We start from the raw sequence: 23,303 nt of genomic DNA on the forward strand, positions 1-23,303 counted from the left end.
CTTTGCAGCCCATTCGCAGCACAAAGCAGCCCCGCTACCTAAAACCCGCTCAACGCATCTCAGGCAGACGCGCCTCGGTGCGGACTTCGGTGGTCGCCAGCGCCTCTGGTGGCAACGAAATATGCTGTTTGCTCAGCAATTCACCCATGGTCGCCAGTACGCGGTAGCGCGAGAACTCTTCGGTATAACGCACCTCGGTGTAGCGACGGTCTGCGTTGTACAGCTCGTTCTCACTGTCGAGGACGTCCAGCAGGGTGCGCTGGCCCAGGCCGAACTGGTCCTGGTAGGCCGCGCGCACACGTTTGGTGGTCTCGGCGTATTCGCGCGCGGTTGGCAGCTGCTTGCTGGCGTTGTTCATGGCGTTCCACGCCAGGCTCAGGTTTTCGGTCAACTCACGCAGGGCGTTGTTGCGAATGTCCAGTGCCTGGTTGATCTTGTGCGCGTCGGACTGCAGGCGAGCCTTGTCGCTGCCACCGCGGAACAGGTTGTAGTTCATCTCCACGCCAGCTTGCCAGTCGTTGTTGTTGTGGCCTTTCTCGCCGCCGGTGTTGTTGTTGGCACCGGTTGCCAGAATGGCGTCGAAGCGCGGGTAGAAGGTCGACTTGCCCACTTCGTACTGCCGCTCGGCGGCGTTGACGTCAGCCTGGGCAGACTTGATGTACGGGTTGTTCTGGCGCATGCCGTCGCGGGCTTCGTCGAGGGTGCCTGGCACCTCGCCCCTGATGCTCTGCGGGCTTTCCAGCTCGTCCGGGGCGCGACCGATCACGCTGAAGAAGTTGGCCTCGGCATCGGCCAGGTCGACTTCGGCGGTGTCCAGGTTGTTTTCCGCCAGGGCGCGACGGGCGCGGGACTGGTCGAGGTCGGCGGTGCTGCCGACGCCGCGCTCGTTGCGCAGGCCAATCTGGTCGTTGACGCGCAGGTGAGCTTGCAGGTTGTTCTTGGCCAGCGTCACCAGTTCACGGCGTTTGAGCACTTCCAGGTAGACCTCGACTGCACGCAGGGCGACATCCTGGGCAACGGCCTGGGTGTAATAGGCGCGGGAGGTAGAGACCGCCTCGGTGCGGCCTACTTCATTCGAGGTGTTGAAGCCGTCGAAGATCATCTGCCGCAGGCGCAGTTCGGACTGGGTGTAGTTGAGGGTTTCCTTGTTGTGGTTACCCTCGGCACGGGTCGTGGCGTTGTCCGAGCGCTGGCGGCCGTAACCGGCAACCAGGTCCACGGAAGGGTAGTAGCCACCACGCGCGAACTTCACGTCTTCATCGGCCGACAGCTTGCTGTTACGGTTGGAGCTGACTTGTGGGTGGTAGTCCACGGCGCTTTGGACAGCCTCGGTAATCGACATCGCCTGTACGTTGGCACTCGCCAGGGCCAACAGTAAAGCACTGGTGATGGGGTTCAAAACGCGCATGGTACATCTCCCTGATCCTGGAATTGATCCTGCTGTTCGCCAAAAAAATGACGATAAACGTATCGCGTATAGTGTTGCAGGTTTTTAACAACACAGCTAAGTACATTCAACGCGATAGATAAGAAGATTTATTCATATCAAATTGCCATATAAGATCGTTGTTGTCTAATAAGTGTGTATTCAAGGGCACGGAACGAAGGCGGGAAATGCCTTGAAAACCCATGGATACAAGGTCTACACGCGGTTCCAGAACTAATTCGGATAAAGAAGGTGTTGATTAGGCGAAAGCGATATTTGGCGACAAAATATTGTCACTTTGGCTTGTGCAGGGTTTTCAGCCTGAGCAGGTACAGGGTAACCAGTACGGCACTGGTCAGCATGAAGGTACGTGCCCAGAACAGCGGGACCAGGTAGCACGACAGGCCAATGCTGGCCCACATCAGGCCGATGGCGTAGACCTTGCCCTTGAGGGGGATGCCTTCACCACTGAGGTAGTCACGGATCCATGGTCCCAGCTTGGGATGATGGACCAGCCAGTGGTGAAAGCGCGGCGAGCTGCGGGCAAAGCAGGCCGCCGCCAAAAGCAGGAATGGGGTGGTGGGCAAGACCGGCAGGAATATCCCCAGCACCCCCAGCGCGACGCTGAGCCAGCCAGTGGCCAGCAGCAGGTAGCGCACAGGTTGCTCAGTGGTGGCGTGGCTTGAGCAGCGCCGGTTTTTCGTCAGGGGCGTGCAGCAGCAGGAACAGTGCGCTCAGTGCCTCAGGGATCTGCACGATCATGTCATCCTGCAGGTTGGCGTTGCTGGCGATATCGGCGAACTCTGGCTGTTCGTCAAACAACCCCGAACCCACCATGATCGGCAGCAGCATTTCGCTGACTTCTTCCTCGGCGTTTTCGAACCACGCCTCTTCCCGCAGGAACACGCCTTCCATGAAGCCGATGCACCAGCCGCGCAGGTCGGAATCGTCCGGCTCATCGGTCAGGTCGAGCTCGCAGGGCAGGTCGAATTCTTCGTCGCTGGCCAGCTGGCGGGCAATGTGCGCCTTGAGCGCCACCAGGGTGGCCTCGATCTCGGTGCGCTGGGCTTCGCTGGCGTAGTGCGGCTCCTCGGCGAACAGGGCGTCGATCCACTCGCGCTCGGGCACGTCCTCGGCGTTGATCGAAAGAGCGGTGAGGTAGCCGTGTGCGGCGACATAGTCCAGCGCTTCTTCGTGCAGCTCGTCGGCGTCGAGGAAGGCTTGCAGGCGGGTCAGTTGCTCGGCGAAGGACATTACAGGGCTACCTTGGGGAATAAACGATAACGAATTCTAGCACCTTGCAGCGGCAGCGGGGCAAAGGGAACGTCTATCGCCGCGGTGCATGTGCAGCGCGGTGCTGCGGTATACTCCGCGATTTTTCATCCAGGGGCAGGTTTTAACGGCTGCCTGGCAAAAACCGCTTACGCATTTGGCGTGTGCGGGGCGGGTTTTTCGTCCAGCCTTTATCCAGGATGGTACGGCGATTTGGAGTTGCACATGCTCGAACAGGCTCAGCGCGTTCTCAAGGACATCTTCGGCTACGACAGTTTCCGTGGGCGCCAGGCAGCGATCATCGAATGCGTGGCCAATGGCGGCGATGCCTTGGTACTGATGCCCACCGGTGGCGGCAAATCGCTGTGTTTCCAGGTGCCGGGGCTGCTGCGCCCGGGCTTGACGGTGGTGGTATCGCCACTGATCGCGCTGATGGACGACCAGGTCGCCACCCTTGACGAGCTGGGTGTGTCTGCGGCCGCCCTGAACTCTACCCTGACGGCGGAGCAGCAGCGTGAACTGGCCGGGCGCCTGCGCCGTGGTGAAGTCAAGATGCTGTACCTGGCGCCGGAGCGCCTGGTGCAGCCGCGCATGCTCGACTTCCTGCGCGATCTGGACATCTCGCTGTTCGCCATTGACGAGGCCCACTGCGTTTCGCAATGGGGTCACGATTTCCGCCCCGAGTACCTGCAGCTGGGTCAGCTGGCCGAACTGTTTCCGCATGTGCCGCGCATTGCGCTTACCGCTACGGCCGACATGCGAACCCGCGAGGAGATCGTTCAGCGCCTGCACCTGCAGGGCGCCGAGCGCTTCCTGTCGAGTTTCGACCGGCCCAACATCTTCTACCGCATCGTGCCCAAGGAGGCACCGCGCAAGCAGTTGATGGCCTTTCTCGGCGAGCGTCGTGGCAACGCTGGCATCGTCTACTGCCTGTCGCGCAAGAAGGTCGACGAAACCGCCGCCTTCCTCTGCAGTCAGGGGTTCCCTGCGCTGCCGTATCACGCCGGCCTGGCCGCCGAGACACGTGCGGCCAACCAGCACCGCTTTCTCAACGAGGAAGGGCTGATCATGGTCGCTACCATTGCTTTCGGCATGGGTATCGACAAGCCCAACGTGCGCTTCGTTGCTCACCTCGACCTGCCCAAATCGCTTGAGGCCTACTACCAGGAAACCGGCCGGGCCGGCCGTGACGGCCTGCCCTCCGATGCCTGGATGGCCTACGGGCTGCAGGACATGGTGATGCTCAAGCAGATGCTGCAGAACTCTGAAGGCGACGAGCGCCACAAGCGCATCGAGCAGCACAAGCTGGACGCCATGCTGGCGCTGTGCGAAGAAACGCGCTGCCGCCGCCAGTCGCTGCTGGCCTACTTCGACGAAACCCTCGAACAACCGTGCGGGCACTGCGACAACTGTGTCGACAACATCCAGACCTGGGACGCCACCGAGCCGGCCCGCCAGGCGCTGTCGGCGGTGTTCCGCACCGGCCAGCGCTATGGTGTTGGCCACCTGGTCGATGTGCTGTTGGGCAAGGACACCGAGAAGGTGCGCAATTTCGGCCACGAGAAGCTGTCGGTATTCGGCGTTGGCAAAGGCTTGGCCGAGGTCGAGTGGCGTTCACTGTTCCGTCAGCTGGTGGCGCGCGGCCTGGTCGATATCGACCTGGAAGGCTACGGCGGTTTGCGCCTGTCCGACAGCTGTCGGCCGCTGCTGCGCGGCGAGGTGACCTTGCAACTGCGCCGTGATCTCAAACCGCAGACCACGGCCAAAACCTCGTCGTCCAGCGGCGGCAGCCCGGCCAGCCAGCTGGTGCGTGCCGAAGAGCGCGATCTGTGGGAAGCGCTGCGTACCCTGCGCCGCAAGCTGGCCGAAGAACACAGTGTGCCACCCTACGTCATCTTCCCCGACTCGACACTGCTGGAGATGCTGCGCAGCCAGCCGGTCAGCCTCAGCGACATGGCCCAGGTCAGCGGTGTGGGGGCGCGCAAGCTGGAGCGCTACGGCCAGGCGTTCCTCGAAGTGCTGAACAGCAGCGGTGGCACCGACGAGGCACCGAAAGTGGTGCTCGACCTGCGCCACGAACTGGTCAGCCTGGCCCGTGCCGGCATGACCCCGGCGCAGATCGCCGGGCAGCTCAACTGCAGCGAGAAGAATGTGTATAGCCTGCTGGCCGAGGCGCTGGGCCGCCAGGAGCTGAGTCTGGACCAGGCCATCGACTTGCCGGAAGACCTGATGATGGAGGTGCAGGACGCCTTTCTTGATGGCGAGGGTGAGCTGCCACCGGTGTCGGCCATTGCCCCGCAGTTCGGGGCGCGGGTGCCGGAGGGCGTACTTTATTGCGTGCGCGCAGCGCTGGCGGCGGAATTCGAATTGTAAACGCATGCAGGATCGAAGGCAGAAGCGCCATCTGCTGACCTTTGTCATGCTTTTTGACGATTATCGAACGCGTAACCATGGCCGAGCCTTGCCTCGTGGGGCAGGGCATGGTTAGCTGCCTAATAATTAGATCTACTCCAATGAGTTCCTTATGCCCCTGAACGACAACCAACACCGCTTTGGCATGCAACTGGCCCAGATGTCCCGAGGTTGGCGTGCCGAGCTGGACCGCCGCCTGGCCGGGCTCAACCTGTCCCAGGCGCGCTGGCTGGTGTTGCTGCACCTGGCGCGCTTCGAAGACGCCCCGACCCAGCGTGAGCTGGCCCAGAGCGTAGGTGTCGAGGGCCCGACCCTGGCGCGTCTGCTCGACAGCCTGGAAGCGCAAGGGCTGGTGCGCCGGCAGGCGGTGCTGGAGGACCGGCGGGCGAAGAAGATCGTGCTGTGCCCGCCGGCCAAGCCGTTGATCGATCAGATCGAGACCATCGCCAACCAACTGCGGGTAGAGCTGTTTACCGGCGTGGACGAGGCGGACTTGCAGGTCTGTATGCGCGTGCATGCCAAGATCCTGGCCAACCTCGAAAAGTCCTGAGCTCCACCCATCGTTGCAGGTGCAGTGCAAGCCTCAGAAGGTGTGCCCAAGGTTCAGGTACACCGCCTGCTCATGCGCACTGTTGGCGCCGTAGCTGAAGTTCAGCGGCCCTAGAGGCGTCTCAAGCCCCAGGAAGATGCTCGCCGCATTGATGTACCCACTGTCGAATTCGTTGTCATTGTTCCACGCCCGCCCTCGCTCCAGCGAGCCGCCGATGTACAGCGGGAAGTCCAGCGGCACATAGGCCCGTGGCGTCAGCCGGCGGTAATAGACCATGCGCAGCAGGCTCACGTTCTGCCCCGATACCGAGTCCTGGCGGAAGCCTGACAGCTCTCGCGCCCCGCCCATCACAAAGCTCGACGTCACCACTTCGGTGTCGTCCAGCGTGCGCCCGTAGCGCCCACCCAGTACGAACGTGTTCGGCCCGCTGCTGATGGCCTTGTCCAGGGTGAACAGCCACTGCCGGTAATCCTGGTCGGAGTCCAGCGACTTGTCGTATTTGCGCAAGGTCAGGCCGATATCCTCGCCATGGTGCGGGAAGTACACGTTATCGAGGGTGTCGAACGAGTACTTCAGCTCGTAGAAACCTTCGTTGAAACTGACTTTGGGCAGGTCCTGGTCGCCGATGCGCACCTCGGCTTCGCCCCAGGCCTTGCCCACGCCCAGGCGCACTTCACCGCTGTTGCCGATCTGCCGGCCTACGTTCAGGCCAAAGCCATAGCGTTCCAGGCGATACTCGGCGACCGGGTCGTTGTCCAGGGTGGCTTCGATGTTCTGCGAGCCCAGGTCCAGGTACGGCGCGATGAAGTAGCGTGAGCCCACATCCAGGGGTTGGTAGAACTCGCTGTACAGCGCTTGCTGGTCACCGATCTGGCCGCGGGTCAGCCATTCGGCGCCAAGGCTGTTGATGCCGTTGACCCGGTAGCTGGCGCCCAGGTTGAAAGCGCTGTCGCCGCGCAGGTCATCGGACAGGTTCAGGCCCAGGCGCAGGTAGTCCGTGCCGCCGCGTCGGCCCCGGGCGTTGATCACCAGGGTATTGTCGTTGCCCTTGTGCACCACGCGGTACTGCACCCTGTCGAAGTAGTCCAGGCCATACAGCGTACCCATGTCGGTCTGCAGGCGGCCCAGTTCCAGCGGTGCGTCGATCGGCTGGCGGATGTACGAGCGGATTACATCATCGCTGACCTTGGAGTCGTTTTCGATCCGGATTGCGGTGATTACCGGCGTGCGCTGGCGCGGCGAGCGGGCCACGGCCAGGCTGGCGTCGCCCTCGAGCTGGCGCAGGGTGGCCAGGCGTGGGTCAAGCAGGCGAGTGGCGCGGTAACCGGCGTCGATCATGTCGCGGGCACGGCCGAAGTCAGTCACGCCGAAGGCGGTCAGCGATGGCTGGATGAGGATGTCGTCGCGGTGCAGACTGGCCAGTTGTTCTTCGGAGTTGCGCCGGGTCATCAAAGTGATCGACTGATTCAGCACGTCGACCACCGTCAGTAATTGCTTGCGATCGCGCAGCGGGGTGCCGATGTCGACCACGATGGCCAGGTCCACGCCCATTTCGCGGGCCACATCCACCGGAATGTTGTCGACCATCCCGCCGTCCACCAGCAGGCGGCCGTCCAGTTCGACCGGGGCGAACACGGCGGGGATCGACATGCTGGCGCGGATTACCTGGGGCAGGTGACCCCGGCGGAACACGACTTTTTCGCCACTGGCGATGTCGGTAGCCACGGCGCGGAAAGGAATGGGCAGCTTATCGAAGTCGCGGGTGTCGGCGGTATGCGCCAGTTTGCTTTCCAGTAGCAGTGACAAGTTCTGGCCCTGAATCACACCCAGCGGCAGGCCCATGCTGCCGTCGTCGCGAAAGCTGAGCTTCTGCTTGACCAGGAAGTCACGGTCATCCTGCTTGCGCCGGAACGGCACATCCTTGCGCGGCGGGGCATCGGAGAGCGCCTGTTGCCAGTCAAGGGTGGTCGCGAGTTTTTCCAGCTCTTCGACACTGTAGCCCGAGGCGTACAGGCCGCCGACCACCGCGCCCATGCTGGTGCCGGCGATGGCGTCGATGCGCACACCCTGTTCCTCCAGTGCTTTGAGCACGCCGATGTGGGCCAGGCCACGGGCAGCACCGCCAGACAACACCAGGCCGACCTTGGGCCTGGCGGGTTCCGCAGCGATTGCCGTAAGCGAGGTGAGTGCGAGCAGAAAACAGAACAGCAGACGGCGCATCGTGACTCTCAAACCGTGGGCTAAAGACCGCTAGTATAAGCGGCCCCTTACCTGGAGATGTTTCACCATGGCTGACAACAAGCCGGAAATCGTCATCACCTATTGCACCCAGTGCCAGTGGCTGCTGCGTGCGGCCTGGCTGGCTCAGGAACTGCTCAGCACCTTTGCCGACGACCTAGGCCGGGTTGCGCTGGAGCCGGGCACCGGGGGTGTCTTCCGCATCACCTGCAATGACGTGCAGATCTGGGAGCGCAAGGCCGACGGCGGTTTCCCCGAGGCGAAGGCACTGAAGCAGCGGGTGCGCGACCTGGTCGACCCGCAGCGTGACCTTGGTCACAACGACCGCTGATCAGGCGCCCTCGGTCAGTGGCCGCTGCCTGGGCGGCTGCTCGGCAGCCAGGCGGCTGGACAGCACGATGGCGAAGATGATCAGCGCGCCGCCCAGCAGCATGCGCACGGTAGGTGTTTCGGCGAACACTGCCCAGGCCACGGCAATGCCGTAGACCGGCTCCATGCCGAACACGACCGCAGCGGTGCGCGCCTTGATCACTGCCAGGCTGGCGACGAACAGGCTGTGCGCCACCCCCGTGCAGAAAATGCCGAGCAGGGCGATCCACAGCCAGTCCAGGGTCGCAACGTCGGCCAGGCCGGGCGCCGCGAACGGTAGCAGGCACAGGCCCACCACCAGGTTTTGCCACAGTGCGGCCTGCACTGCAGGCAAACGTCCGGAGCCGGCCCGGTTGGTCAGTGACAGCAGCGAGAACAGCAGGCCCGAGAGCAGTGCCCAGAGCAGGCCGCCGGTGGCTTCGCTGGCCAGGTCGAATGCCGGTGTGACCAGTATCAGGCCGATGCTGACCAGCACGACCAAGACGGCTTCGTTACGGTGGATACGCTCGCGGAACAGCAGGCTTTCGAGGATCACCGTAAAGGCCGGGAAGCTGGCGAACCCGAGAGTGGCGATGGCTACGCCGCCCACTTTGACGGCGATGAAGAAGCTGACCCAGTGGCCGGCCAGCAGCACACCACCGAGCAGCAGGCGGCGCGTATCCTGGCGGCTCACGCGTTGCCAGCCCGGGCCGGCCAGGCTGGCGAACAGGGCCAGGGCGAGTACGGCGAAGGCGGCGCGACCGAAGACAATGATCGCCGGGCTGGCGCTGGCGGCCAGTTTGCCGAAGACGCCGGTAAGGCCGAAGAACAGCGCGCCAATGTGCAGTGCGCCGAGGGCGGTGCGGTGGTTCATGATGGGTCCTTGATGAAGATCTCTACAGGCAGTGCCGGCCCTTTCGCGGGTAAACCCGCTCCTACAGGTTGTGCCGGCCCTTTCGCGGGTAAACCCTTTCCTACAGGTTGTGCCAGCGCTTTCGCGGGTAAACCCGCTCCTACAGGTTTTGCACAACCTTCAGGCGGGGGCATCCTGTAGGAGCGGGTTTACCCGCGAAAGGGCCGGTAAAGGCAAAGTCTAAAGCCTCAGGCGAACACGTTCTGTCGCAAGACTGCTGTCAGTTATCGCCAGACTCTCGCCGCAAAGCCAAAGGTGTACACCCGAACGCCCGTAGCATCGCCGCTGAAAAGGCACTTTGCGAGCTATACCCCACCTGCGCCGCAATTTCGCCCATCGGCAGCACGGTCTGCACGATTAGCCGCCGCGCCTTGAGCAAACGCCGCTGGCGAATGTAGTCCATCGGAGTCATCCCGCACTCAGTGGTAAAGCGCGCATGCAGCCGGGCACTGGACAGCCCGGCGATGCGCGCCAGGTCAGCTACCTGCAGCGGGTAAGCCGCATGTTGCTCGATATGCGCATCGAAGGCGCTGTAGGGCAGGCGCTGGCTGGCGTGCACGCTGGCTGCCGCCGTGGCGTTGAGGCTGGCCAGCAGCAGTGCCGCGCCTTGACGGGCAATCAGTGGGTCGTGCACGGGGCTGGTCGCCAGCCAGTCCACCAGTTGCTGCTGGCGCTCATCCAGGCTCACGGCGGCGGGGCGGTCGAGCAGGCGGCGGCTGGCATCGGCATGCTCGCCCAAGTGCTCGCGCAGCCAAGGCTCCCCTGGCACATCAAGCACCAGGCAATCACTGCCGGCATCGCTGGCGCACGTGTGATGAGCACCCGCCGGGACCACGATCAGCCCCTGGCGATCGATGCCGGCGCCATGTCCCTGGACCTCGAACTCCAGGCGGCCGCGCAGGCCGAACACCAGTTGCGGGTGTTCGTGGCTATGGGCGATCAGGCTGTCGCGGTAATGGCGCAGCGAGAGGATCGGGCCGGCGGTCATGGGGGCTTCCTCGCAGGGCAGGCGCCCATTGTGCCTCAATCCCTGCACGCCATCACTCGTCACTGTTTTGCCATGGCGCTGTCATGCACGCCTGCCAGTCTCCAGCAAACTGCGCCGGAGCCTGCCCATGAGCCATGCCGAACTGTCCCGCCCCTCGCGCAAGCAACGCGTGCGTACCCTGTGGATCTCCGACGTGCACCTGGGTACCCGCGACTGCCAGGCCGAACACCTGTCGCAATTCCTCAAGGGCTACCAGGCTGACCGCGTCTACCTGGTGGGCGATATCATCGATGGCTGGAAACTGCGCGGCGGGATCTATTGGCCGCAAGCTCACACCAACGTGATCCGCCGGCTGCTGACCATGAGCAAGCGCGGTACCGAGGTGATCTACGTCACCGGCAACCATGACGAATTCCTGCGCCGCTACTCAAAGTTGATTTTGGGCAACATTCAGCTGGTAGACGAGGCCGAGCACCTGACAGCCGATGGCCGCCGACTGCTGGTGGTCCATGGCGATCAGTTCGATGTGATTACCCGTTACCACCGCTGGCTGGCGTTTCTGGGTGATCGCGCCTACGAATTCACCTTGGTGCTCAACCGCTGGCTCAACCACTGGCGAGCGCGGTATGGCTATGGTTACTGGTCGCTGTCGGCGTACCTCAAGCACAAGGTGAAAGGCGCGGTGAACTTCATCAGCGACTTCGAGAATGCCATTGCCCATGAATGCACCCGTCGTGGGTTTCATGGAGTGGTGTGCGGGCATATCCATCATGCCGAGATACGCAAGGTGGGTGAGGTGGACTACCTCAATTGCGGGGACTGGGTGGAGTCGTGCACGGCCCTGATCGAGCATTGGGATGGCAGCGTCGAACTGTATCGGCTGGCCGAAGCGCAGGCCGTGGCGGCGTTGCGCGAGCCGGCTTAGGGGCCGAGGGCAGAGTGCCGCCAAGCGGCCTCGGACGCTTACAGCCTGAGCTTGCCCAGCAGGATATCCCGGAACATCACGAAATCCCCGGCCAGGCTGTACAGCGGATAGGTAAAGGTCGCTGGCCGATTCTTCTCGAAAAAGAAGTGCCCGACCCAGGCAAAGCCATAGCCGAACACCGGCACGGCCAGCAGCAGCAACCATTTGCCACTGCCAATGGTGTAGGCCAGCAGCGCTATCACCAGGCTGGTGCCGACGAAGTGCAGGCGGCGGCAGGTGGGGTTGCTGTGCTCCCCCAGATAGTACGGATAGAACTCGGCAAAACTGCGAAACTGCGCTGTGCTGTTCATGGCAGTGCTCCGGGATTAATACTTCTGGACAAGATACACGGCGTGGAGCCTGATTCGAGTCTAGAGTGACTGACGGGGCCTACCAGTGACAATAGGCGCCAAATGAGTATCCTTGGGGTTCACCGCAGGAGCGGTTGGTAAAAGAAGCCTGTCATGAGCGAAAGAACAACGTCAGCCAGTTGGGCATCAGGGATCGTGAAGGCACTTGAACTGGAAGGGCTGGATTGCAGAGCCATGTTCAAGCAATTGGGGTTGGACTTTGCCGCCCTCGACGACCCCGATGCACGTTTTCCGCAAGACTCCATGACCCGCCTCTGGCTGCTGGCGGTGGAGCTGTCGGGCAATGAGGCCATCGGCCTGAACATGGCACGGGTGGTCCGCCCGGCGTCGTTCCATGTGGTGGGCTATGCGTTGATGTCCAGCCGCACCCTGGCCGAGGGCTTCGAGCGCCTGGTGCGCTACCAGCGCATCATCGCCGAAAGCTCCGACCTCAGTTTCGTCCTCGGTCCCGAGGGTTATTCGCTGATTCTGACCGTGCACGGTGACCACCTGCCGCCAACCCGGCACAGCGCCGAAGCGTCGCTGGCCTGTGCGTTGGCGCTGTGCAAATGGCTCAGTGGCCGGCCGGTCCAGCCGCGGCGGGTACTGGTGCAGGGGCCGCAGCCGAAGAATGTCGAGCCTTACAAGGTGGCGTTCCATTCGCCGCTGGTGTTCGGCGCCCCACATGATGCACTGGTGTTCGAGCGGGCCGACATGGAGGCGCCGCTGCCGACCGCGAACGAGGCCATGGCGGTGCTGCACGACCGGTTTGCCGGCGAGTACCTGGCACGCTTCTCCGAAAGCCGGGTTAGCCACCGCGTACGCCAGGTGTTGTGCCGCATCCTGCCGCAGGGTGAGCCCAAGCGCGAAACCCTGGCCCAGGCCCTGCACCTGTCGCAGCGCACCTTGCAACGGCGGCTGCAGGAGGAAGGCACCAGCTTCCAGACCTTGCTTGACGACACCCGCCGCGAACTGGCCGAACAATACCTGGCCCAGCCGGGCATGACCTTGCTGGAAACCGCCTACCTGCTGGGCTTTGCCGACCCCAGCAACTTCTATCGGGCGTTCCGCCGCTGGTTCGATGCCACGCCCAGCGAGTACCGCGCCCGCCTGGGCGCGGAAGGCGAAGTGCTCAGTGACGCCAGAACGCCGGCATGCACAACACCAACACCGTGATGATTTCCAGGCGACCCAGCAGCATGCCGGCCGCCAGAATCCATTTGGCCGCGTCAGGCAGCGTGGCGTAGTTGCCCGACGGGCCGATCACTTCACCCAGGCCTGGGCCTACACCCGAAACCGTGCCGGCGGCACCGGTCAGCGCAGTCATCCAGTCCACGCCCAGCAGCGACAGCAGCAGCGCCAAGACACAAATGGTGATGGCGAAGAAGAACGAGAACGTCAGGATCGAACGCACGATGTCTTCATCGAGGCGATGACCGTTGTATTTTTGCTTGATCACCGCGCGCGGGTGAATCAGCTGGTTGAGGCTGGCCTTCAGCAGGATGTAGGCCACCTGGAAGCGGAAAATCTTGATACCGCCGGCGGTCGAGCCAGAGCAGCCGCCAACGAAGCCCAGGTAGAAGAACAGCATCAGCGAGAAGTTGCCCCACAGGCTGTAGTCCCCCAGGGCGAAACCGGTGGTGGTGACCACAGAGGTCACATTCAGCGCCACGTGGCGCAGGGCGTCGAGCCAGTGCAGGTTGGTGCTGTACCAGTACCAGGTGCCCAGTACCAGCCAGGTGACCACCAGCATGCCCAGCAAGCCTTGTACCTGCTGGTCACGAATCAGCGCCTTGCGGTTGCCGCGCAGGGTGGCTACGTAAAGGGTGAACGGCAGGCTGCCCATGATCATCACCACCACCGCCACCCAGTGCACGGCCGGGATATCCCATTTTGCCAACGACTGGTCGGAGGTGGAGAACCCACCCGTAGAGATAGCCGACATGGCGTGGTTGATCGCATCGAACGGGCTCATGCCTGCCCACCAGAAGGCCAACGCACCAAGGATGGAGAAACCGACGTAAACCGCCACGATCGACTTGGCGACCATGTGCGAGCGCGGCATGACTTTTTCCGAGCGGTCGGACGATTCGGTCTGGAACAGGCGCATGCCGCCGATGCGCAGCAGCGGCAGGATCGCCACCGCCATGGCGATGAAGCCGATACCGCCGAGCCAGTGCAGCATCGAGCGCCACATGAGGATGCCCGGTGACATGTTATCGAGCCCGCTGAGTACGGTAGCGCCAGTGGCGGTGATGCCTGACATGCTTTCGAAGAAGGCGTCGGTGTAGCTGATGTGCTGGGTCAGCAGGAACGGTAGCGCGGCGAATACGCACACCACCAGCCAGCTGCTGACGGTCAGCAGGTACATGTCGCGTGGGCGCAGGTGTACATGCTCCGGGCGCCCCTGCACCACCAGGGCCAGGCCGGCGATGAAGGTGATCAGGCTCGACCAGAGAAACGACGGCATGTCACCGGTGCGCTCGAAGATCACCAGGGTCGCCATGGGCACGGCCATGCCGACGGCCAGGGTAATCAGGAAGATGCCGATGATGAAACCAATGATCCTTAAGGTCGGCAACGCCATGTGATCTGCTCAGACTCGAAACGGAAGGGCGCCATTCTACCTATGGGTCTGGTGATGTAAACGCTAGAATGGCCGCACATTCAACTGCCAGGAGGGTAGCCGATGGAGGCTCTCGACGCATTGCTCAACCGTGTTTCCGTGCCACGCCTGACCGACCCGGCGCCCAATGCCGCCCAGCGCGAGGCGCTGTTTCAGGCTGCCCTGCGCGCCCCGGATCACGGCCAGCTGCGGCCGTGGCGTTTTCTTACCATCGAAGGCCAGGGCCGCGAGAAGCTGGGTGAGCTGTTCGCCGAAGCCGTGCAGCACAAGGGCGATGCCAGCCAGGCTGCACTGGACAAGGCCCGTGCGATGCCGCTGCGGGCGCCGTTGCTGATCGTGGTGGTCGCCAGGTTGCAGGACCACTTCAAGGTGCCCAAGTCCGAGCAGCGCCTGGCGGCGGGCTGTGCGGCGCACGGTATTCTGATTGCTGCGCACGCGCAGGGGATCGGCGCGGTGTGGCGTACCGGTGACATGGCCTTCGATGCCCATGTGCACAAGGGGTTGGGGTTGGCCGAGAACGAGGAGCTGATCGGCTACCTGTACGTCGGCACGCCGCTGACCGAGCCGCGGACAGCGCCGGTGCTGGAAACGGCTGATTTCGTCAGTGGCTGGGGTGAGTAACCTGGCCTTGGGCTGATTCAGGTATCAAGGCTTCCGGCCTTGTCGCGGGTGAACCCGCTCCTACAACAGCATCCACATCCCCTGTAGGAGCGGGTTTACCCGCGAAGAGGCCAGGTACCTTTACACCCCATCAACTGCCTGTCGCTTCAGCCAGGGGCAACTCCAGCCTGGCCACAAACCCACCCTGTGGATGATTCTCCAGCACCAGGCTACCGCCATGGCGCTCCGCGGCCTTGCGCGCAATCGCCAGCCCCAGGCCATGCCCCGGTGCTTCCTGCCCTGGCGCGCGGAAGAACGGCTCACCCAGTTGCGCCAGGTGCTCCGCTGCCGCCCCAGGCCCATGGTCACGCACGCTGATCACGATGCGGTCCTGCTCGCGTGCGGCGCTGACCTCGACCGGCTGGCCCGCCGGGTTGAAGCGCAGGGCATTGCGCAGCAGGTTGTCCACGGCACGCTCGATCAGCGTTGGCCAACCCTGCAAGTTCAACCCCGGCTGCGCCTCCAGGCGCACGTCCTGCTCCGGTGCGCTCAGCAGGGCGTCCTTGCGTACGCTGCCGAGCAAGGCATTGATGTCGACGGGTTCGGCATGAGCCTGTTCGGCATCCACTCGGGCCAGGGCGAGGATTTCGCTGATCAGGTCTTCCAGGCGGTCGCACTCGCGGGTCAGGCGTGGCCACAGCGCTTGCCGCTGCTCAGGCTCGGCGCGTTCGGCCAGGGCCAGGGCGATACGCAGCCTGGCCAGCGGCGAGCGCAGTTCGTGGGACACATCGCGTAGCAGCTGGCGCTGGCTGCCAATGGTGCTTTGCAGGCGCGCGCCCATCTTGTTGAAGTCCTTGGCCAGCACGCCAAACTCGTCGCGCCGCGCTGCCAGCCGTGCCAGGCTGTTCTGCTGATAGGTGGTCTGGCCCAGATCGTGTACGGCGCTGCGCAGGCGGCTTAACGGGCGGGTGATGGACAGCGTCACCAGCAGGCTGAACAGGGTCAGCACGACCAAGGCAATGCCCAGGGCGCTGAGTGGCCACAGCAGGCTTTCACGGTGCCAGGCATCCAGCGCCGGGTGGGGGATGCGGTAGATCAGCAAGTAGGTTTCGCCGGTGTCGGGGCTGGTGTATTCCTCGGTCAGCCGGCGCCATGGCAAGCGCCGCTGGTCATTGTGCTGGCGCGCTTCGAAGGCTGCCGCACGGCGTGGAAAGGTACCGGGCACCACGGCCTCACCGCTATCGTCGAGCACCTGCACGTCGATCTTGTAGCGGTCCTTGCGTCGTTCCAGAAAGTGCTGGGCCGCCTCCAGGCCTTCCTGCTCATAGTGCTTGGCCCACTTGCTGGCCAGGGTATTCAGGCCCGGGTGGCGGCTGAGGATCCAGGCGTCCTGGTTGAGCATGTGCCCCAGCAGGATCGACAGGCCTGCGACCAGGGTGATGGCCAGCCAGAAACTGGCCAGGATGCGCCAGAACAGTGAACGCAAGTGCACCTCCTAAACGGGAAAAGCCCGGCCCGCAGTGATGCGGGCCGGGCACGGGGCGGACAGCTTACTGGGCCTTGGCGCCTTTTTCAGCTTTCCAGGCCTGGAACTCCTGCCACTCGGCTTTCTTGGCGGCGCGTTCTTTTTGCAGTTCATCGAACTTCTTCTGCTGGTCAGTCGTGAGCAACTTGCGCACTGCGCTGTCGGTCTTGTCGCGGTTGGCTTGCAGTTCATCCTTCATGGCTTTCTGGTCGGCGGCCGGCAGCTTGGACAGGTAGCGCTCGGTAATGTCGCGGCGCTGCTGCATTTGCTCGCCCATCAGCTTGCCGATCTGCTGGCGCTGATCGCGGCTCAGGTCCAGTTGGTGGAAAGGCGCATCACCGCGATGATGCGGGCCGTCGTGGCGCGGGCCGCCATCTGGCATGGCCATGGCTACGGTCGGCAAAGCGGCAGCGAACATCAGGGCGATAAGGGTCTTGCGCATGGTGTCTCTCCTTTCATAGGCCGGTGATTACCGGATGAGCACAGTCTAGGGAGATCACCGTCAAGCGCAGTCAGGGGAGGGTAAAGGCAAAGTAAAGATGATGGGGCCGTGCAGCCCGGCCTTGTGCCGCGAAGGGGCGCGCAGTGGCCCCGGCGTTTTTACAGGCAGTAGTAATAGCCACGGCTACGCAACGCCACAATGCGTGGCCGGCCATCGGCGTGGGGGCCGATCTTCTTGCGCAGGTTGCTGACATGCATGTCCAGGCTGCGGTCGTACAGGGTCAGCTTGCGGCCCAGGCCGATCTGCGCCAGTTCCTGTTTGTCCAGCGGCTCGCCGGGCTGGCGCAGCAGCGCTTCAAGAATACGGCTTTCGGACAGGGTCAGGGTCATTTCGCGGCCATCGATGCTGGCCACGCCCCGCGCAGGGCTGTAGACCAGGTCACCCAGCTCCATCTGGCTGGTTGTGGCGGTGGGGTGGCTGCGGCGCAGCACCGCGCGCAGGCGGGCAGTGAGCTCGCGCGGGTCGCAGGGTTTGGCCAGGTAGTCGTCGGCACCCAGTTCCAGGCCGAGAATGCGGTCCAGCGGCTCGCCGCGGGCTGACAGCATCAGCACCGGTAGCTCGGCATGCTCGCTGCGCAGCTGCTTGAGAAGCTCCAGGCCACTGCCGTCGGGCAACATCACATCCAGTACCACAGCAGCAGGGGCATGCTCGGCCAGGGCCAGGCGTGCGCTCTGCCCATCGTGGCAGGCACGCACGGAAAACCCTTCCTGGGTCAGCCAGCTGCCGAGCAGCTCGCACAGTTCCTGGTCATCATCAATCAGTAACAGCTCGCTCATGACTCACTCAATTCAACCATTGACGGCGGTTATTCGGCCCGCCAGTGGCAAAGATACCGCAGACTGATGGCCTGAGTATAACTGCTGGTGCCGCGTGGCCCTCTTCGCGGGTAAACCCGCTCCTACAGTGGGCTGTGTCCAACCACCGAGATGTGTCCACCACCAATCTGTGTAGGAGCGGGTTTACCCGCGAATACGGTAGCGGCGGCAACGGTGAACAGCGTGTGGAGATTGGCCAGCAGGCTCGGCCCTTTCGCGGGTGAACCCGCTCCTACAAAGGGCTGTGTCCAACCGCCGACGTGTGTCCACCACCAATCTGTGTAGGAGCGGGTTTACCCGCGAATACGGTAGCGGCGGCAACGGTGAACGGCGGATGGAGATTGGCCAGCAGGCCCGGCCTCTTCGCGGGTGAACCCGCTCCTACGGGCGATGGCACAGATCCGAAGGTTTGTGTAGCGAAGAAGGCCGTGCCGTCTCAGGTCAAGGCAGCACTTGCTTGAACGGCTTGACCACAACCTTGTCGTACACGCCGGCAGCGATGTACGGGTCGGCATCGGCCCAGGTCTGCGCCGCCGCCAGCGATTCGAATTCGGCAACGATCAGGCTACCGCTGAAACCCGCTTCGCCCGGGTCGTTGCTGTCGATGGCCGGGTGCGGGCCGGCCAACACCACGCGGCCTTCGGCCTTGAGCTGCTGCAGGCGTTCGATGTGCGCCGGGCGGGCAGCCAGGCGCTTTTCCAGGGAGTTTGCGACGTCGCTGGCGATAATGGCGTAGAGCATGTCAATCCTTGGGTTTGGAGGTAGAAGGGTCATCGTGCAGGTGGCGCGACAGGTACACGCCTTGCGCCACCAGGAAGATCACGGTCATGCCCAGGCTGCCGAACACCTTGAAGTCCACCCAGAAGTCCTGGAAGGTAAAGGCGACGAACAGGTTGGCCGCGCCGCAGAACAGGAAGAAAGCGATCCAGGCCAGGTTCAGGCGCGTCCAGATGGCATCAGGCAGGGTCAGGGCGTGGCCCATGATGCGCTTGATCAGCACCCGATCGCCGATGAAGTGGCTGCCGGCAAAACCCAGGGCGAACAGCCAGTTCACGACAGGAGCCTTCCACTTGAGAAAGGTCTCGCTGTGAAAGGTCAGGGTCAGGCCACCGAACACCAGGCAGGCGATCAGCGTCAGCCACTGGCCCTTTTCCAGTTTGCGCTGGCGCAGGAACAATACGCCGTACACGACCAGCGAGCTGATGATCAGCATGGCTGTGGCGCTGTAGATGCCGCCAAATTCGAAGTGATGGCCGGCGACTTCCATGGGGCGCGGGTCGAGCTTGTAGACGATGAAGAACAGCAGCAGCGGGATGAAATCGATGAATTGTTTCACAATGGCAGCCAGAATCGGGATGTGACGGCATAATAACAAACATCGATTCCAGCGAAAGCGCTCCTCCATGAATGTTGATCTGCACTGTCACAGCACGGCCTCCGACGGCGCCCTGTCGCCTTCGGTACTGGTTGCCCGGGCCCATGAACACGGGGTGCAAGCGCTGGCGCTGACCGACCATGACACCCTCGAAGGCCTGCCCGAAGCGCGCCAGGCCTGCGTTGACCTGGGTATGCGCTGGGTCAGCGGTGTGGAGCTGTCTTGCACGTGGGGCGGCGCGACCATTCACGTGCTGGGCTATGATTTCCCGCTCGACGCACCGCCATTGCTGGCGGCGATTCAAGCGTTGCACCGCGGCCGCTGGCTGCGCGCCGAAGAAATCGACAAACGGCTGGCGGCCAAGGGCATGCCCGGCACGCTTGAAGGCGCGCGCGCCGTGCAGCACGAGCTGGGTGACAGCGGCAACGCCCCGGCGCGCCCGCATTTTGCCGAATATCTGGTGCGTGCCGGGCACGTCAAGGACCGTGGTGAAGCGTTTCGCAAGTGGCTGGGCGCCGGCAAGCTGGGCGACGTCAAGCAGCACTGGCCGACGCTCGACGAAACCGTTGCCACGCTGAGGCAGTCCAACGCCTGGGTGAGCCTGGCGCATCCCATGCACTACGACCTGACCCGCAGCAAGCGCAGGCGGCTGATTGCCGACTATATTCAGGCAGGAGGGCAGGCGCTTGAAGTGGTCAATGGGATGATGCCTGCCGAGCAAGTGGGCACTATGTCCATTCTTGCCCGTGAGTTCGGCCTGCTGGCAAGCGCTGGCAGTGACTTCCACGGCCCCGGCACCTGGGGCGAGATCGGTGCCTATCGGCCTTTGCCCGAGGATCTGCCACCTTTGTGGCGTCGATTCAGCCATGAACAGCCTTTGGCGCTATGAACAGGACGATTACGTGAGCCAATTTTTCCAGATTCATCCGGAGAACCCACAGGCGCGCCTGATAAAACAGGCCGTCGAGATCATCCGCAAGGGGGGCGTGGTGGTGTATCCGACGGACTCGGCCTATGCGCTGGGTTGCCAGATAGGCGACAAGTCGGCAATCGAGCGGGTGCGGCGCCTGCGCGGGCTGGACAAGACGCACAACTTCACCCTGATGTGCTGCGACATGTCGCAACTGGGGTTGTATGCCAAGGTCGACACCGGCACCTTCCGCATGCTGAAGGCGCATGTACCGGGGCCTTACACCTTCATTCTCAACGGCACGCGTGAAGTGCCGCGTCTGCTGTTGCACGATAAGCGTCGCACCATCGGGCTGCGTGTACCGGACCACGCCATCACCCTGGCCTTGCTGGCCGAGTTGGGCGAGCCACTGATGAGCGTCAGCTTGATCCTGCCGGGCGACAGCGAGCCGATGACCGACCCTTATGAGATCCGTGAACGGCTGGAGCACCATGTTGACCTGGTGATCGATGGCGGGTTTGGCGACCTCAAGGCGTCGACCATCATCGACCTGTCCGGCGACGAGCCGGAACTGATCCGCGAAGGTTGTGGCGACCCCACGCCGTTCCTGGTCAACGCGTGAGCCAGCTGGAAGCGCCTGAGGCGCCGGCCGAACGGGTCGAAGCGCCTCGGCAACTGCAGTTGGCGCTGGTCTATGGCGAAGCCCTGACCGAGCTGCCGCTGGACCTGTACATCCCGCCGGACGCCCTTGAAGTCATCCTCGAAGCGTTCGAAGGCCCGCTGGACCTGTTGCTGTACCTGATCCGCAAGCAGAATATCGACATCCTCGACATCCCTGTGGCCGAGATCACCCGGCAGTACATGGGCTATGTGGAGCTGATGAAAAGCGTGCGCCTTGAACTGGCTGCCGAATACCTGGTGATGGCTGCCATGCTGGCCGAGATCAAGTCACGCATGCTGCTGCCGCGTTCCGCCGACGTCGAGGAGGAGGAGGGTGACCCTCGCGCCGAGCTGATCCGCCGCCTGCAGGAGTACGAGCGCTTCAAGGCCGCCGCCGAGGGCATCGACGAATTGCCACGGGTCGGGCGCGAGGTGGTGGTGCCGCGCCTGGAAGCGCCGCAGGCCAAGGTACGCAAGCTGTTGCCTCAGGTCAGCCTGGAAGAGCTGCTGATGTCCATGGCCGAGGTGATGCGCCGCAACGACCTGTTCGAAAGCCATCAGATCACCCGTGAGACCTTGTCCACCCGCGAGCGCATGAGCCAGGTGCTGGAGCGTCTCAAGGGCGGTGCCTTTGTGCCGTTCATCGCGCTGTTTGCTGCCGAGGAGGGCAAGCTCGGTGTGGTGGTGACCTTCATGGCCATTCTCGAACTGGTGAAGGAATCGCTGATCGAACTTGTGCAGAATGAACCTTTCGCCGCCATTCACGTGCGGCTTCGCCCGGCGCCAGTTGAAGAACCCGATGAACCTGAATGAACCCCGCGACCTGGCGTCGCTGATCGAAGCCTTCTTGCTCGCTTCGGGCAAGCCGCAATCCCTTGAGCGCTTGTACGAGCTGTTCGAGGAAGCCGAGCGCCCCGAGCCCAAGGTGTTCAGGCAGGCCCTGGAGGTGCTGGGCAAGTCGTGCAATGGGCGTGCGTTCGAGCTCAAGGAGGTGGCCAGCGGCTATCGCCTGCAGATTCGCGAGGTTTATGCCCCTTGGGTCGGGCGCCTGTGGGAAGAGCGCCCGCAGCGCTATTCGCGAGCGCTGCTTGAGACACTGGCCCTGATTGCCTACCGCCAGCCGATCACCCGTGGTGAAATCGAGGACGTGCGGGGCGTTGCGGTGAACAGCAATATCATCAAGACCATGATGGAGCGCGAGTGGATTCGCGTGGTCGGCTACCGCGAAGTGCCCGGCCGGCCGGCGATGTTCGCCACCACCAAGGCGTTTCTCGATCATTTCAACCTCAAGAGCCTTGAGGACCTGCCGGCCTTGGCCGAGCTGCGCGAAATGGAACCAGCGCCGCAACTTGACCCGGATGATGCGCCGGTGCCTGCGCACCTGCAGGCGTTGGCGGATGCCAGCCTTGGGGAAGAGGAGGTTGGTGAGCCGAGAGAGGAGACCAGCTTCCGTAGCCTGTTGGTCGAGCTGGATGCCATGGAAGACGGTTTGAAAACCGATTTTGATGATTTGCGGGGAGAAGAGCCTGAGCCTTCGGTGGAGGAAGAGAACAAGGCGCAGCCCTGATTGATCTGCTGCCTGTGCTGCCCGCGAAGCGGCCAGCACAAAGCCCATTGGGCAGAAAATCATGCCCAGCCCCACAAAACCCTCTACCCTCCAGTGCGTTCCCCTGATGAACCGCGTATGATGCGCGGCCTTTTGGCGCGTTCGTCGCCAGAAACCTGTTTTCATTCCTACACCGGGAGGTGCCCAGATGAGTGAGCAAGACCTGAAAGAAACCGAAATCACCCCGCCATCCGGCGAAAAGCTGCAGAAAGTGCTGGCGCGCATTGGCGTGGGCTCGCGGCGTGATGTCGAGGCCTGGATCAGCCAGGGTCGCATCAAGGTCAACGGCGTCGAGGCCACCCTTGGCCAGCGCGTCGACCTGCACGACGCCATCGCCGTCGACGGCAAGCTGATCAAGCGCGAGGAGGCCGCCGAGGCCACCCGCCGGGTGATCATGTACAACAAACCCGACGGCGAAATCTGCACCCGTGACGACCCGGAAGGGCGCCCGACCGTGTTCGACCGTTTGCCACGGCCAAAAGAAGGCCGCTGGATCAACATCGGCCGCCTCGACATCAACACCACTGGCTTGCTGCTGTTCACCACCGACGGTGAGCTGGCCAACCGCCTGATGCACCCGTCCTACGAGATGGACCGTGAGTACGCGGTACGTGTGCGTGGTGAAGTCGACGACGAGATGATCGAGCGCCTGAAAGCCGGCGTAATGCTGGAAGACGGCCCGGCCAAGTTCACCGATATCCAGAAGGCACCGGGTGGCGAAGGCTTCAACCACTGGTACCACTGCGTGGTGATGGAAGGTCGTAACCGTGAGGTGCGTCGCCTGTGGGAATCCCAGGGCATGGTGGTCAGCCGCCTGAAGCGTGTGCGTTTCGGCCCGGTGTTCCTCAATTCGGACCTGCCGATGGGCCGCTGGCGCGAAATGACCCAGGGCGAAATCGACATCCTCGCCGCCGAAGTGGGCCTGCAGCCGGTCGCGCTGCCAGCCATGAAACTCAAGGCCAAGGACAAGATGGAGCGCCTGCAGCGCAAGTCGACCCGCCCGCTGGGCCGTGGCGAGCGCGTGCGCAACCTGCGCCCGGCCCACGAAGGTGCCGCTACTGGCGAACGCCCGGCGCGTCAGCCGCGTGAAGAAGCGCCGCGTAAACCCACCCGTGGCAGCACGGTGGCTGAGCGCCCGAGCGAGATGCGCAAGCGTCCGGGCAAGCCTGATGGCGACAAGCCGGCAGGCCGTGGTCGCGGCAAGCCGCGTGGCTGATAAGCCA

24 protein-coding genes are annotated in these 23,303 nt (G+C 63.3%); 11 read left to right on the forward strand and 13 right to left on the reverse strand.

Annotated elements, in window-relative coordinates:
• Positions 1-49: 49 nt before the first annotated feature.
• The 3 genes from LMH93_RS07080 to LMH93_RS07090 all read right to left on the reverse strand — a co-directional run bounded on the left by LMH93_RS07080 (position 50) and on the right by LMH93_RS07090 (position 2,680).
• The gene (locus tag LMH93_RS07080) at positions 50-1,408 is read right to left on the reverse strand and encodes a TolC family outer membrane protein (RefSeq protein ID WP_004576875.1); all 1,359 of its coding nucleotides are present in this window, start codon (positions 1,406-1,408) and stop codon (positions 50-52) included.
• A 311-nt stretch (positions 1,409-1,719) separates the two neighbouring features.
• Positions 1,720-2,085 (reverse strand): YbaN family protein, encoded by a 366-nt coding sequence (locus LMH93_RS07085; RefSeq protein ID WP_003254578.1) that lies wholly within the window; start codon positions 2,083-2,085, stop codon positions 1,720-1,722.
• Between the two features lie 7 nt (positions 2,086-2,092).
• The gene (locus LMH93_RS07090; protein WP_003254577.1) at positions 2,093-2,680 is read right to left on the reverse strand and encodes a YecA/YgfB family protein; all 588 of its coding nucleotides are present in this window, start codon (positions 2,678-2,680) and stop codon (positions 2,093-2,095) included.
• A 243-nt stretch (positions 2,681-2,923) separates the two neighbouring features.
• Between LMH93_RS07090 and recQ the strand changes: the two genes are divergently transcribed.
• Together recQ and LMH93_RS07100 are read left to right on the forward strand one after the other, a co-directional pair.
• Positions 2,924-5,071: a DNA helicase RecQ gene (gene recQ / locus LMH93_RS07095; protein WP_003254576.1), complete on the forward strand. Its 2,148-nt coding sequence runs from the start codon at positions 2,924-2,926 to the stop codon at positions 5,069-5,071.
• A gap of 151 nt (positions 5,072-5,222) precedes the next feature.
• Positions 5,223-5,660, forward strand: coding sequence for a MarR family transcriptional regulator (locus tag LMH93_RS07100; RefSeq protein ID WP_003254575.1), 438 nt, complete (start codon positions 5,223-5,225; stop codon positions 5,658-5,660).
• A gap of 33 nt (positions 5,661-5,693) precedes the next feature.
• On the opposite strand, the gene LMH93_RS07105 is transcribed toward LMH93_RS07100, so the two are convergent.
• Positions 5,694-7,880, reverse strand: coding sequence for a patatin-like phospholipase family protein (locus LMH93_RS07105; RefSeq protein WP_003254573.1), 2,187 nt, complete (start codon positions 7,878-7,880; stop codon positions 5,694-5,696).
• A gap of 67 nt (positions 7,881-7,947) precedes the next feature.
• Between LMH93_RS07105 and LMH93_RS07110 the strand changes: the two genes are divergently transcribed.
• Entirely contained in the window at positions 7,948-8,229 is a 282-nt protein-coding gene (locus LMH93_RS07110) for a SelT/SelW/SelH family protein (RefSeq protein WP_012051562.1), read from the forward strand.
• Here LMH93_RS07110 and LMH93_RS07115 read toward each other — a convergent pair whose 3' ends face one another.
• Both LMH93_RS07115 and LMH93_RS07120 read right to left on the reverse strand, forming a co-directional pair.
• Positions 8,230-9,120 (reverse strand): DMT family transporter, encoded by an 891-nt coding sequence (locus tag LMH93_RS07115; protein ID WP_003254570.1) that lies wholly within the window; start codon positions 9,118-9,120, stop codon positions 8,230-8,232. It lies immediately after the preceding gene.
• A gap of 259 nt (positions 9,121-9,379) precedes the next feature.
• Complete coding sequence (locus LMH93_RS07120; protein ID WP_003254568.1) at positions 9,380-10,147, reverse strand: helix-turn-helix transcriptional regulator; 768 nt, start codon at positions 10,145-10,147, stop codon at positions 9,380-9,382.
• Positions 10,148-10,274: 127 nt separating this feature from the next.
• On the opposite strand from LMH93_RS07120, the gene LMH93_RS07125 reads away from it, so the two are divergent.
• Entirely contained in the window at positions 10,275-11,072 is a 798-nt protein-coding gene (locus LMH93_RS07125) for a UDP-2,3-diacylglucosamine diphosphatase (protein WP_003254566.1), read from the forward strand.
• A 38-nt stretch (positions 11,073-11,110) separates the two neighbouring features.
• Here LMH93_RS07125 and LMH93_RS07130 read toward each other — a convergent pair whose 3' ends face one another.
• Positions 11,111-11,422 carry a DUF962 domain-containing protein gene (locus LMH93_RS07130; RefSeq protein ID WP_003254563.1) on the reverse strand — a complete coding sequence of 104 codons (312 nt, stop codon included), beginning with the start codon at positions 11,420-11,422 and terminating at the stop codon, positions 11,111-11,113.
• Between the two features lie 153 nt (positions 11,423-11,575).
• On the opposite strand from LMH93_RS07130, the gene LMH93_RS07135 reads away from it, so the two are divergent.
• Complete coding sequence (locus LMH93_RS07135; RefSeq protein ID WP_003254561.1) at positions 11,576-12,637, forward strand: AraC family transcriptional regulator; 1,062 nt, start codon at positions 11,576-11,578, stop codon at positions 12,635-12,637.
• On the opposite strand, the gene LMH93_RS07140 is transcribed toward LMH93_RS07135, so the two are convergent.
• Positions 12,594-14,048, reverse strand: a complete 1,455-nt coding sequence (locus LMH93_RS07140) for a TrkH family potassium uptake protein (RefSeq protein WP_004576878.1) — start codon at positions 14,046-14,048, stop codon at positions 12,594-12,596. The two genes, LMH93_RS07135 and LMH93_RS07140, sit on opposite strands and share 44 nt — an antisense overlap.
• 102 nt (positions 14,049-14,150) lie before the next feature.
• Here LMH93_RS07140 and LMH93_RS07145 point away from each other — a divergent pair, with 102 nt between their 5' ends.
• On the forward strand, positions 14,151-14,708 hold the full coding sequence (locus tag LMH93_RS07145) for an NAD(P)H nitroreductase (RefSeq protein ID WP_003254557.1): 558 nt from the start codon (positions 14,151-14,153) through the stop codon (positions 14,706-14,708).
• Positions 14,709-14,838: 130 nt separating this feature from the next.
• Here the strand turns inward: LMH93_RS07145 and LMH93_RS07150 are convergent, their stop codons facing one another.
• The 5 genes from LMH93_RS07150 to LMH93_RS07170 all read right to left on the reverse strand — a co-directional run bounded on the left by LMH93_RS07150 (position 14,839) and on the right by LMH93_RS07170 (position 18,865).
• Positions 14,839-16,179 carry a sensor histidine kinase gene (locus tag LMH93_RS07150; protein WP_003254555.1) on the reverse strand — a complete coding sequence of 447 codons (1,341 nt, stop codon included), beginning with the start codon at positions 16,177-16,179 and terminating at the stop codon, positions 14,839-14,841.
• Positions 16,180-16,237: 58 nt separating this feature from the next.
• On the reverse strand, positions 16,238-16,654 hold the full coding sequence (locus LMH93_RS07155; protein ID WP_102885769.1) for a Spy/CpxP family protein refolding chaperone: 417 nt from the start codon (positions 16,652-16,654) through the stop codon (positions 16,238-16,240).
• Positions 16,655-16,812: 158 nt separating this feature from the next.
• The gene (locus tag LMH93_RS07160; RefSeq protein ID WP_003254551.1) at positions 16,813-17,490 is read right to left on the reverse strand and encodes a response regulator transcription factor; all 678 of its coding nucleotides are present in this window, start codon (positions 17,488-17,490) and stop codon (positions 16,813-16,815) included.
• A gap of 480 nt (positions 17,491-17,970) precedes the next feature.
• A complete protein-coding gene (locus LMH93_RS07165) occupies positions 17,971-18,270 on the reverse strand; it encodes a YciI family protein (RefSeq protein ID WP_003254549.1) in 300 nt (99 codons plus the stop codon).
• 1 nt (position 18,271) lies between these two features.
• Positions 18,272-18,865 (reverse strand): septation protein A, encoded by a 594-nt coding sequence (locus LMH93_RS07170; protein ID WP_003254547.1) that lies wholly within the window; start codon positions 18,863-18,865, stop codon positions 18,272-18,274.
• Positions 18,866-18,932: 67 nt separating this feature from the next.
• Here LMH93_RS07170 and LMH93_RS07175 point away from each other — a divergent pair, with 67 nt between their 5' ends.
• The 5 genes from LMH93_RS07175 to rluB all read left to right on the forward strand — a co-directional run bounded on the left by LMH93_RS07175 (position 18,933) and on the right by rluB (position 23,296).
• On the forward strand, positions 18,933-19,793 hold the full coding sequence (locus LMH93_RS07175; RefSeq protein WP_003254545.1) for a PHP domain-containing protein: 861 nt from the start codon (positions 18,933-18,935) through the stop codon (positions 19,791-19,793).
• A 13-nt stretch (positions 19,794-19,806) separates the two neighbouring features.
• Positions 19,807-20,436 carry an L-threonylcarbamoyladenylate synthase gene (locus tag LMH93_RS07180; protein ID WP_003254544.1) on the forward strand — a complete coding sequence of 210 codons (630 nt, stop codon included), beginning with the start codon at positions 19,807-19,809 and terminating at the stop codon, positions 20,434-20,436.
• A 110-nt stretch (positions 20,437-20,546) separates the two neighbouring features.
• The gene (locus tag LMH93_RS07185; RefSeq protein WP_162470266.1) at positions 20,547-21,287 is read left to right on the forward strand and encodes a segregation and condensation protein A; all 741 of its coding nucleotides are present in this window, start codon (positions 20,547-20,549) and stop codon (positions 21,285-21,287) included.
• The gene (gene scpB / locus LMH93_RS07190; RefSeq protein WP_003254540.1) at positions 21,274-22,041 is read left to right on the forward strand and encodes an SMC-Scp complex subunit ScpB; all 768 of its coding nucleotides are present in this window, start codon (positions 21,274-21,276) and stop codon (positions 22,039-22,041) included. The genes LMH93_RS07185 and scpB overlap by 14 nt, the downstream gene beginning before the upstream one ends.
• Positions 22,042-22,228: 187 nt before the next feature.
• Positions 22,229-23,296 (forward strand): 23S rRNA pseudouridine(2605) synthase RluB, encoded by a 1,068-nt coding sequence (rluB, locus tag LMH93_RS07195; RefSeq protein WP_003254539.1) that lies wholly within the window; start codon positions 22,229-22,231, stop codon positions 23,294-23,296.
• Positions 23,297-23,303 lie beyond the last annotated feature (7 nt).

This window comes from Pseudomonas sp. CIP-10 (assembly GCF_020911845.1).
GTDB classification, from domain to species: Bacteria; Pseudomonadota; Gammaproteobacteria; order Pseudomonadales; family Pseudomonadaceae; genus Aquipseudomonas; species Aquipseudomonas alloputida.